Here is an 11093-nt window from a genome sequence, read left to right on the forward strand (position 1 = left end):
CACGGTTAACGTTTTTAAAATGGACTCGGAAAATTCCTAGTTTTAGCGAAAAAACCTTAAACCTTTGCGCTAACTGACACTTCGCTAAAACAAAAAATACCGCAAACAGCAAGTTAAAGCGATTTGCGGTATAACTTAGCTTTCAAAATGCTAAAAACTTGAGGTTTTAGTATGCCAAGATCCCTACTTGTTTTTATCGGCTATTTCTTAGTCAGAACTAGCCTTAGCCCAATATCCGGCATAATTGCGCTTTGACTCGCGGAGTCACGCGAGTAATTTGCAGATTCGAGAGCATCATAAGAAAAGCTACCACCACGAACAGATTTATAAGCTAAATGATGAGCCGAATCGATGGCATTCACCGGGTTTTCATTAGGAGCATGACGATAAAAATCAACATCAAAGGCGTCTTCTACCATTTCACCCACATTCCCCGTCATATCATAGAGCCCCAGCTCGTTAGGTAACTTTTGCCCGACTTGCTGGGCTTTATTCCCTGCGTTACCAGCATACCAACCCACAGTCTCGATATCGTTCGAACCGCTATAGCGGTAACCTTTGCTTTTTATTCCGCCTTTAGCAGCATATTCCCACTCAGCTTCAGTCGGTAGGCGAAAAGTGAGTCCGGTTTCAAGGTTAAGCTGATTGATAAAATACTTGGCTTGTTGCCAACTTAAGTTATTCATTGGCATTTGTGAGCCAGGAAAATAGGGGGTGGCGCCTTCAAGTACGGAATCAAACAAGGATTGTGTCACTTCATACTGACCGATATAGAATCCGTCGAGAGTAACCATACGTGCAGGACACTCACTAATCGTCCCAACACCACAGTCACTACCCATCCTAAACTCACCACCTTCAACCCAAACCATTTCAGACAAGACCTTGTCTTTTAGTTCCACATTAATATGTTCGTGGATAAATGCGGCGCAACCTTGAAGAAATATAACGGATAATATAGTAGTGGCAGTAATTAGGCTTTTAGGCATAACAGATCCAAGTTTGTAAGTTACAGCGAAATTTTACGCTTAGTTCACGATGTTTGATGCTCGAAGAACTACCAGTTTTAAACTGTTCTATGCAAGTTGTAATCGCACGGTTAAGAGGTGTCACGCCAGTTCAACTTTAGGCGCACTATTTTAGCAAATCCATATTGAGCGGGGACATTAGTGCTGAGGCTTTATAACGCCTTAATGAAGATGCTTAATAGGGGGAATAAAAACGCCCCTAGATATATTTATACCTAAGAGCGCTTGCTGCTAATGTATGACGTTTGTCATTAGCACTATGGTTTTTGTTGACGGCTTAATTTTGTTGAGCTTCAACCGCTTTCATGATTTTTTGTAGCTTTAAAGTATTATAGTTAATACCCGCAGCACTAAAGCCTGAACCAGGTTGGAATGGATAGTCTTCTATCGTACTCAGGAACTTTCCAACTTCTTGTGACATTGGCACAAACAACCACATGTTGTCGATCATCCAACGGACATACATACCAGATTCTTTAGCAGCGATCTCAAAAGGATCTGCACGTAAGTTTGTTAAAGACGCCCAAGCGGGTACGTTACGAACAGCAGACTGCATGTCTCCATCCATCATAGCAAAAGATGCTTTCCAGTCATTCCAACGTACAGCGTTAAGTTCACCATTAGCACTGAAATATATCTTGCTAGTACGTGGACCTTGCTCTACATCACCCTTAAAGTAAGGTAAGAAATTACTACCATCTAGATGTACACGCCAGTCTTTACCGTTAAAGCTTTTCCCTTCTTTAAGGTCTTCAACCAAAGTGTCTTCACCTGCTGCTGCTAACAGAGTTGGCATCCAATCTTCATGGGACATCATGGCGTTAATCTTAGTACCAGGTTCAATCACACCAGGCCAGCGCACTAGTTGAGGAACGCGCATGCCACCTTCAAAGGTTGTTCCCTTCTCACCATGGAATGGAGAGGTACCACCGTCAGGCCAAGTAAATTTTTCTGCACCGTTATCGGTTGAGTAGACAACAATGGTGTTATCGGCAATTTTCAACTCATCTAACGTATCAAGCAGCAACCCAACATGATCATCGTGCTCAATCATGCCATCAGGGTATAAACCAATGCCGGTAATACCATCGTACTTTTCTTGCAAACGTGTATGCACATGCATTCTTGATGCATTTACCCATGCAAAGAAAGGCTTATCTGCTTTCACCGCTTTTGTCATGAATTTAATTGATGCACCTACAAACTCTTCGTCTGCAGTTTCCATGCGTTTGCGGGTCATAGGACCAGTATCTTCAATACGACCATCTGCATAAGAATGGATTACACCACGTGGTCCATACTTCTTTTTAAACTCAGGATCTTTTGGGTAGTAGTATGTTTCAGGTTCTTCTTCAGCATTTAAGTGGTACAAGTTACCGAAGAACTCATCAAAACCATGTGCGGTAGGCAAATGCTTGTCTTGGTCACCCAAGTGATTCTTGCCGAATTGCCCTGTTGTATAGCCTTTGTCTTTAAGCGCATCAGCAATCGTTGGCGCCCAATCAGGAATACCATGTTCTGAACCCGGCATACCGATAGTTAAAAGGCCAGTACGGAATGGATGTTGACCAGTAATAAATGAAGAACGGCCTGCGGTACAACTTTGCTGGGCATAGTGATCGGTGAATAACGCACCTTCATTCGCAATACGGTCTAAATTAGGCGTTTGGTAACCCATCATACCTTGGTTGTATGCGCTGATATTGTAATAACCAATATCATCACCCCAGATCACAAGAATATTTGGACGCTCTGGATCAGTAGCCGCCATTGCAGAAGAAGCAGTTGCGAGAAGGCCTACACCTAATGCAACTTTCGATAGTAGTTTGGACATTTCATTCCCCTTGGTTAGATCTTTTTATTTACTGTTGTTAAAAAGCACACTGCCGATTAAAACGGTGTCCTTAAAACGATGTCGACATTTAACGTCTAAATCTCTTAAAAAAAACCTCGAAGAAATACTTGTTCCATCTACAATTGTTACTTTGTTTTACAAACTTGGGAGTCACATCAACTAAGCTTAACTTCATCAATATCAATCTAGGGCTATTCTCTGAACGCTTACCAAACTTAGTATTCGCTTAGTATTAGCCTAGTAATAATTCCTGTTATTTGTCCCAATGTTATGTTTTAGTGGCGAAAGTCATTAAAAAGCGTTATTGATAGCGATAGACATTATTAGCCATTCACAATATTCGCTTTCAATGAATGATAGGGCACAGCGTATGAGTGTAGAACCAATTTCAATTGCAGAGCATTTCTTTGCTGATATATCGAATCGCTTATTAGAGGAAGACACGGCGAATATTCCCGATGTTATCTGCGCAGGACTTTCCGAATACTTGTCTTATGCAAACGTGCAACGCATGTCGCTACTTAGGATCACCAAAGAGAAGCAACATGAAGGGGCCTATTCCGTTGCTGCACCGGGATATACACCAACAAAGATGGTTGGAGTTGGTTTTAATAGTCCCTACTTGGACAAAATATCTTTAGGCGAGATGATTGTGCACTCAGGTCCCATCGAAGAGATATTTACCAGAGATGAAATAAGTCTCGTCAATATGGAAGGCGTTATTGCCCACGCTGTGATCCCTATTAAAGTAAAAGATCGCATTTGGGGGGCAATTGCCTGTAGCCGTTATAAGGAGCATTCTGACTGGTGTCCAATATTACTTGAACGCATTAAGACACTCGGCCAAGTCTTGGCCGCGTCCTACGAGCGCTACCACTTTTGGTTATCACTGCAAACCAAGAATAAAGAGCTTGAATCACTATCGCGTCATTTAATGGAAAATCAAGAGACCGAGCGACGCCTGCTATCACGTGAATTACACGATAACTTTTCTCAGCGACTCGCCCTGCTCACCATTAAGGCAAATAACGTTTTCGGCATAGTACGTGAGAGCGTAAAGCCTGAAGCTAAAGAACTGCACGTAAATATTCAGCAGATAGCCAAAGATATGCAGTCGCTATCTCGCTCCTTGCACCCAGCTATGCTGGAAGATCTTGGACTTATCGCTGCACTAAAATCTGAAGCTAGACGTATCGCGGGGGTCAAAGCATTAGAGTTACAAACTATGTTTGGTGAAATACCGCCCCTCAAAAAAGAAGTATCACTTAACCTTTATCGAATTTTGCAAGAGTCATTGAATAATGTCATTAAACACTCCCATGCTTCAGCCGTCTTTGTTTCTATTGAAATAACCAATAATAAACTCACATTACAAGTAATGGATGATGGGATAGGTTGCAAAGAGACACTCGAAAAGAGCAAAGGGAGTATTGGCTTAGTGAGTATCAGAGAACGAGCACAACTATTACATGGTGATGCAGAATTTGTTAGCCCTGATGAAGGTGGCTTTGAAGTTAACATTACCATTCCAGCAATAAAGGAACATTATGAGTAGAATTATTATCGCAGACGACCATTTAATTGTTGCTCAGGGAATTGCAGGTCTATTAAAAGCAGAACATGAAGTATTGGCAATTGCTAAAGATGGTGAAGAGCTAATTGAACTTGTTAAACGCCATAATCCAGAACTTGTCATCACTGACATAAGCATGCCGGGTATGACTGGCATCGCGGCTGTCGCAGCTCTTAAACGTATTAAGAAAAATCTACGGGTTATTTGCCTCACCATGCATGATGAACAAGAGTATGCAGAAGGTGCCATTGCCGCTGGCGCATTAGGGTATGTGCTTAAGCATGAAGCTACTGATGACTTAGTTGATGCAGTTAATAGCGTATTAGCAGGTAAACAGTACTTATCCAAATCAGTGCAAGTTGAAGACTCAGCACCGAGTCTTTCAGCAAGGCAACTAAGTGTATTGCGGTTATTAGCACAAGGAAAATCAGCCAAACAGGTCGCAGATGAACTGTTTATCTCACCACGGACCGTTGAATTTCATAAGTATTCAATTATGAAGCTCATAGAAGCTAAATCTAGTGCAGAGCTTATCCAGTATGCACTTTCTCGAGGTTTGGTGTAAAGCTCGTATTTAGAAAAGTAAATATTCAAAAGGGAGAATATTATTAAACGCTTACAAAGATTAGTAGCCGTTCAATGGCAGCCCAAAAGTCGCTTAATCGGTCTCTTACTAACAGGACTATTGGCTACTCAGCCATCAGTTGCTACTGAATTTGTTGGCTCGTTTAAATGTCAGCAGTGCCACCAAACAGAATTTGAAGATTGGACGGGTTCAGATCACGATATGGCAATGAAGCATGCAACACCATCATCTGTGGCTGCTGACTTTGATACTAGCTTCAGTTTTTTAGGTAAACAAAACCGTTTTTTTCGAAAAGGCGATGAATACTGGGTAAACATCGAAGATAGCAGCGGTCAGTTTAATGACTTTAGAATAAGCTACACCTTTGGTATCGATCCTTTACAGCAATATATGGTCGAGTTCGAAGATGGCCGGGTGCAACTAATTCCGTTTGCTTGGGACAATCGTTCCAAAATAGAAGGTGGCCAGAAGTGGTTCCACCTTTATCCGGATAACAGTGCAAAACATGATGATTTTTTCTGGCAAAATGTCGGTCAAAATTGGAATTTTATGTGTGCAGATTGCCATTCAACCAATGTCAAAAAGAACTATGATTTCGAAAAAAATCGTTTTAATACTACGTTCTCAGAAATCAATGTCGGCTGTGAAGCCTGCCATGGTGCGGCTAGTAAGCACCTAACCTGGGCAGCGAATAAAGACAGTAGCAGTAATAAAAAAGATGAGAGGAAAGGATTCAGTAGAGACTTAACTAAGCCCGTCTCGAAATGGACTTGGCAAACCAATGCCCAAGAAACGAGTAAAAGTACCGATACAGCAACGCCCATCAACAAAGGGCACAGTAATCAACTGCAGACTTGCGCACAATGTCATAGCCGTCGTTTACAAATAAGCGATACTAATCCGCTTGTCGATAGTGATTTTGGCGATCGTTACCAACTCAATCTTATCAGCCAAGATCGTTACTATGATGACGGCCAAGTGTACGACGAAGACTATGTTTATGGCTCTTTCTTACAATCAAAAATGCACCATAACGGTGTTGTTTGCAGTAATTGCCACAACCCTCATTCTACCAAGTTAGTGCTGCCTAAAAATGCACTTTGTAGCCAATGCCACAGTCCTGCAATATTCGACACCAGTGAGCACCATCAGCACCCAGTAAACACCAGTGGTGCCCAGTGTGTTAATTGTCATATGCCGCAAACAACCTATATGCAGATTGATAAAAGGCGTGATCATAGCTTTAGTATTCCCAACCCAGGTAACTCACAAAGAATGGGTACCCCTAACGCTTGTAATCAATGCCATCAAGATAAAGATACTGCTTGGGCTGTAGATAAAACCTCAAACTGGTATCCATCGTTAAATCAGTATGATGCAAAACATTTTAGTAGTGCGTTTGCTGGTGCTAGAGCTGGCCTTCCCGCTGCAGGCGATCAGCTATCTTACATCGCCCAAGATAGTAGTCAGCCAGCGGTTATACGTGCTGCTGCCATAGAGCGTTTACAGCAATACCCCAGCCGTAACGGCATTGTGGCAGTCGCAAGAGCGACCCGTAACGATGAACCAATGCTCAGGTTTGCGACTATCCAAGGAAGTGCCCCCTACCCCATTGCTGACAGATGGCGCATGCTGGCGCCCTTACTCAATGACAAGATACTGATGGTGCGTAGCCAAGCTGCTGGCGCTTTGGCGGGATTCTGGCCTGAGTTGAGTCAAGAACAGCGGAGACAATTGAAGTCCCCCTTGGACGAATATATAAAAATATTGAAATTTAATGGCGACCGAGGTTTTGCTAGAACCAATCTCGGTCATCTTTATGCCAATCAGGGCTTAGCTGAACAAGCAATTAAAGAATACAAAGCAGCAATTGAGGTGCAAGCTAATTATGATGCCGCGTATATTAATCTCGCAGATTTATATCGTACTCAAGGTAACAATAGCCAAGCAATGGCAATTTTAGAGCAAGGTATGCTGGCACAACCGGCATCAGGTTCAATTCAATTTAGTATGGCGCTAGCATTACTACGTGACAAACAAACATCAACAGCCATAAAACACCTCAAAAAAGCAACGGAATTGGAGCCTACAAATGGCCGTTTTTGGTATGTCTATGCAATAGCAATCACCCCAACATCGGTTTCAGCGGCTGGAGCCGCATTTGACAAAGCTTATCAAGTTAGTGGTAATCCACAGTACCTTTATGCCCTTTGTGAGTTGATGTTGAGTAATAAAAGCCCGCAATCGAGCCAATGTTTACAAGAATTATCAACGCGAGCACCTGCAGATGCGGTTAACCAGCTTAAAGCTCGCTTTCATTTGAAGAGTGATTAACCCCAGCATAATAAAGAAAACTGGAATATCTACGAGTATTTCGGTTTTCTTCTCTGCTCTACTATGAGCCCATTGAAATTGTGACTATGGGTGAAATAAGTGAAATCACAAACCGCACTATTAGGCTTGCTAACTGTATCGTTTATTAGCACTGCAGCTTTTGCTGAAGAAAAAGAAGTTCAAGACATGTCAGATCCACTTGCTGTATATACGCAGGTCGGCGGCTCTTACGGCACAAATGGAATTAACTTTAAGCTAGGTAAGACACTTGATACCGGTTCACCTACAGATATGTCGATGGTTCTTTTTGAATTAAAAAGCATGTTTGGCGAACACACTAAAGATGAAGGTTCAAGTGCAATGAACCCTGACATGGCTAATGATGGTATCTCTGAGCTCCGCTTTAGAAAGTTTGATGTAGACATGACCAACGGTCGTGGTATTTCTATGGATGTTATCCATAACTTCGACACCAATTCAGGTACAGCGTCAATTGGCATGATTCAAGCTTTACCAAAAGTCGGTTTTTGGCAAGCATTCCCAATTATCGCAGCTGGCGTCCAGTACAATGATGGCTCAATGCATGCAGCTGATGGTGATTCTACGGGCTTACATTCTGACTTTGCTTTTGCAAGTTTCACCTTGTACAACAAATTTCAGTTAACCGATACCATTTGGGCAAACTACAACCCAGTTTATACTCAAGCTATTTTTGGCGATCAACTCTACACAGATAATCTGCGTGGAAGTGATGGTTTGACTCATGAGTTTGTTTTGAGCTGGCAGATGACACCCAAGCAAAACTTTCGTCTTTGGTATAACACGACTCAGAATAACTTTAGCGACGGTGACTTTCGTCTAGAGTACAACCAGCAATTCTAATACCAAACAGAATTTAGCTACCCCTAAGCAAAAAAGCCAGCAATAAGCTGGCTTTTTTATTGCGAGACTCCAGCTGGTAAAAACACCTGTTTTCATCGCAGTGAGTCCCGATTCACAGGGGTAGTTTAGCTTTCACTTTATAATCACGGATGTTAGATAACGATCGACCCTAGCGTTCCAACGGAGTTAATAATGCAACCAATCAAAGTCAATTTACATAATGGAAAAGCAAGCAAACGATTTCATGTGATGAGTAAGCCTATTGGGGCTGCATGTAACATCGACTGCACCTACTGCTACTACTTAAGTAAACAGGATCTTCTTGAATATAAAAAAGGTTGCAGCCCACAGATGCCATTCGATCAGCTTGAATCTTACATTAAGCAATATATTGAACAGCAAAATACTCCAGAAATCATCTTCACTTGGCAAGGCGGTGAACCGACCATGCTCGGACTTGATTATTTCAAAGAGGTCGTCCGCTTACAGGCTAAATACGCTCCTAAAGGAGTTTTGATATCTAATGACCTGCAAACCAACGGCACCCTGCTAAACGATGCATGGTGTTACTTCTTATCTAAACATAAGTTTTTAGTGGGCTTAAGTATTGATGGGCCTGAGATGTACCACAACGCCTACCGTAAAAATAGAGCTGGCCGTGGCACGTTTAAGCAAGTAATGGCCAGCATTACACTATTGCATAAACATAAAGTGAACTTTGCAACGCTGACTTGTATCAATAAGCTTACCAGCCAGAATCCGTTAGAGATCTACCGTTTCTTGCGAGATGAAGTGCGATCGCCGCAAATACAGTTTATTCCTATCGCAGAGCCAGAAACATTTAGAAAAACGGCTCCGCATCATTGGCAAAAAGAACAACTCCCAATTCTTGGCAGTAAGCAAGCACAACCTGGCGAATTAGGTTCCGTCGTCACACCATGGTCGGTATCCAGTGAAGGCTGGGGAACTTTCTTGTGTACAGTCTTTGATGAGTGGGTAAAGCATGATTTAGGAAGAGTAAACGTACAATATTTTGAAGCCTGTGTGGAAACTTGGATGGGGAGAACCAACCCCTTATGCACATTAGGTTCATTATGTGGTAAAGGCTTAGCAATGGAGCCAAACGGCGACGTATTTGCATGTGACCACTACGTTTATCCTGAATATAAAATTGGCAATATTCACGAAAAACCGCTTGATCAAATGGCGTTTTCAGCGAAGCAACAATCTTTTGGCTTTGCCAAGAACCGTAGCCTAACAAAACAATGCCAAAACTGTGATTACAAATTTGCCTGTTTCGGTGAATGTCCTAAGAATCGCTTTGTACGATCTTACGAAGGTGAAGTGGGCCATAATTATCTGTGCCAAGGCTGGCATATGTTTTTCAAACATATCGACACTTATATGTGCCAAATAGTGAGTGCCATGGGCTATCAAGTAAGAAAAACTGTATAACTTGATCTTCAGAACCGGCATAAGCCTTATACGCTTATGCCGCTATTCTTCGCTAATTTGTCGAGCACAAACGACCTTCATATTCGCCCACCTAGAGAGCGTTAAAATCAAGTTCCCAGCGGATAAAACCTTTAATACCAATAGAGTGCATTGTATAACGAGCGTACTCAAACTCTTATCGGTCTGATACACTCTTTGGGACATATTCAAATACCAGATCAGCTCCTTATGCAACGTGCTACGCTTCGCCAAGCCAAATCGATTGATAACGTCTACAACAGCGCCTATTGGCACTTAAGCCAACAAGATTTTACTATCAATGAAATTCGCTCTAAGCTTGAACGTAAAACGGATAAGCAAGAGTGGATAGAGACGGTTCTAGCCAAACTTATAGACTGCGGTTATCTAAAGAGCGATGCTGATTTTGCAGTGCGCTATTGTGAAATGGCTTTCGGCAATGAAATCGGCTCAGGTGCCATTAAGCGAAAGTTACAGCTACGTGGCCTATCGGCAATTGATGTAGACACTGCGATAGAACACGTTATTGAAGCCCTTAAAATAGATTGCTATAAGATGGCCACCAGCAGGCTCCTTAGCCGATTTGAACACTTTAACAATACCAACAAAGAAAAAGTTTACAGCCAAATGACAACCAAGGGTTTTAGCCGCGCAGAGATAGACTACGCCCTGTCACAGCATCCCCAGCGTGAAACATTACGCAGTAAACTTGCAGTAAAAGCTGACAAAGTAAACCTAAACTCAGAAATACTAAAACTGTTTAACAAAGGCAAGGGAGAAACTCTCATTTTGCAGGATCTAAAACAGCGACTAATCGATGTCACGGAGTTTGAAGAAACCGTTTATCAATTGGCGCTTTCTGGAGATCTCGACTTCTATGAAAGCTGCAAAAAAGAGTTAGCCAAAAAACGCTATGATTTATCTGACTATAAGGATAAATCCAAGGCCTACGCTTATTTGTCTCGTAAGGGCTTTAGCAGTGATCAAATAAAAGAAGCCATGCGGATCGAAGATGAATAATTGAAGCAGCATCAGCTCTACAAAGATAAACTTCCATATATAAACTTAAGCTTGTGCGAAAGACCTTAAAAGATATCCTTCCACCATCGATATACAATCCATTGTTGCATCAATTGATTAATTCAACACAATCTAGAAGTAAAGTCATAATAACGCGTATAAGCACATTAAAATCGATTCAGGGAAGCATGCATAGTATCGCTTCTCTAGTGCATGTGAAAGGTGTGATTAATACCAATTGCATTAAGTATTTGGCCAGTTCAGAGCCCCTCAGTCTTTTCAATTCAAAGCGCATTGGTAAAGAAATGGTTGTTCCCTTTTAAGCCAATGCAAAGCAGAAGT

General features: G+C 42.0%; 8 protein-coding genes. 6 read left to right on the forward strand and 2 right to left on the reverse strand.

From position 1 onward, the window contains the following. Nucleotides 1-200 precede the first annotated feature (200 nt). On the reverse strand, nucleotides 201-989 hold the full coding sequence (locus tag L2730_RS20695) for a formylglycine-generating enzyme family protein (RefSeq protein WP_248976315.1): 789 nt from the start codon (nucleotides 987-989) through the stop codon (nucleotides 201-203). A gap of 316 nt (nucleotides 990-1305) precedes the next feature. Then, entirely contained in the window at nucleotides 1306-2862 is a 1557-nt protein-coding gene (locus L2730_RS20700) for an arylsulfatase (RefSeq protein WP_248976316.1), read from the reverse strand. A gap of 391 nt (nucleotides 2863-3253) precedes the next feature. Between L2730_RS20700 and L2730_RS20705 the strand changes: the two genes are divergently transcribed. From L2730_RS20705 to L2730_RS20730, 6 genes are all read left to right on the forward strand, one after another. After that, the gene (locus L2730_RS20705) at nucleotides 3254-4438 is read left to right on the forward strand and encodes a GAF domain-containing sensor histidine kinase (protein WP_248976317.1); all 1185 of its coding nucleotides are present in this window, start codon (nucleotides 3254-3256) and stop codon (nucleotides 4436-4438) included. Next, nucleotides 4431-5021: a response regulator gene (locus L2730_RS20710; protein WP_248976318.1), complete on the forward strand. Its 591-nt coding sequence runs from the start codon at nucleotides 4431-4433 to the stop codon at nucleotides 5019-5021. Before L2730_RS20705 ends, L2730_RS20710 begins: the two co-directional genes overlap by 8 nt. A 120-nt stretch (nucleotides 5022-5141) precedes the next feature. Further along, nucleotides 5142-7376 (forward strand): multiheme c-type cytochrome, encoded by a 2235-nt coding sequence (locus tag L2730_RS20715; RefSeq protein ID WP_248976319.1) that lies wholly within the window; start codon nucleotides 5142-5144, stop codon nucleotides 7374-7376. Nucleotides 7377-7475: 99 nt separating this feature from the next. After that, complete coding sequence (locus L2730_RS20720; RefSeq protein WP_248976320.1) at nucleotides 7476-8258, forward strand: hypothetical protein; 783 nt, start codon at nucleotides 7476-7478, stop codon at nucleotides 8256-8258. Between the two features lie 192 nt (nucleotides 8259-8450). Next, complete coding sequence (locus L2730_RS20725) at nucleotides 8451-9713, forward strand: anaerobic sulfatase maturase (RefSeq protein WP_248976321.1); 1263 nt, start codon at nucleotides 8451-8453, stop codon at nucleotides 9711-9713. 228 nt (nucleotides 9714-9941) lie between these two features. Continuing rightward, complete coding sequence (locus tag L2730_RS20730) at nucleotides 9942-10751, forward strand: regulatory protein RecX (RefSeq protein WP_248976322.1); 810 nt, start codon at nucleotides 9942-9944, stop codon at nucleotides 10749-10751. Nucleotides 10752-11093 lie beyond the last annotated feature (342 nt).

The sequence above is a fragment of the Shewanella kaireitica genome (assembly GCF_023284045.1).
Lineage (GTDB): Bacteria > Pseudomonadota > Gammaproteobacteria > Enterobacterales > Shewanellaceae > Shewanella > Shewanella kaireitica.

Bases quoted from the DNA above. Each gene is read 5' to 3' on its own strand.
- L2730_RS20700 (WP_248976316.1), bottom strand. From the start codon at position 2,862: ATGTCCAAACTACTATCGAAAGTTGCATTAGGTGTAGGCCTTCTCGCA.
- L2730_RS20710 (WP_248976318.1), top strand. From the start codon at position 4,431: ATGAGTAGAATTATTATCGCAGACGACCATTTAATTGTTGCTCAGGGA.
- L2730_RS20705 (WP_248976317.1), top strand. From the start codon at position 3,254: ATGAGTGTAGAACCAATTTCAATTGCAGAGCATTTCTTTGCTGATATA.
- L2730_RS20725 (WP_248976321.1), top strand. From the start codon at position 8,451: ATGCAACCAATCAAAGTCAATTTACATAATGGAAAAGCAAGCAAACGA.
- L2730_RS20730 (WP_248976322.1), top strand. From the start codon at position 9,942: ATGCAACGTGCTACGCTTCGCCAAGCCAAATCGATTGATAACGTCTAC.
- L2730_RS20695 (WP_248976315.1), bottom strand. From the start codon at position 989: ATGCCTAAAAGCCTAATTACTGCCACTACTATATTATCCGTTATATTT.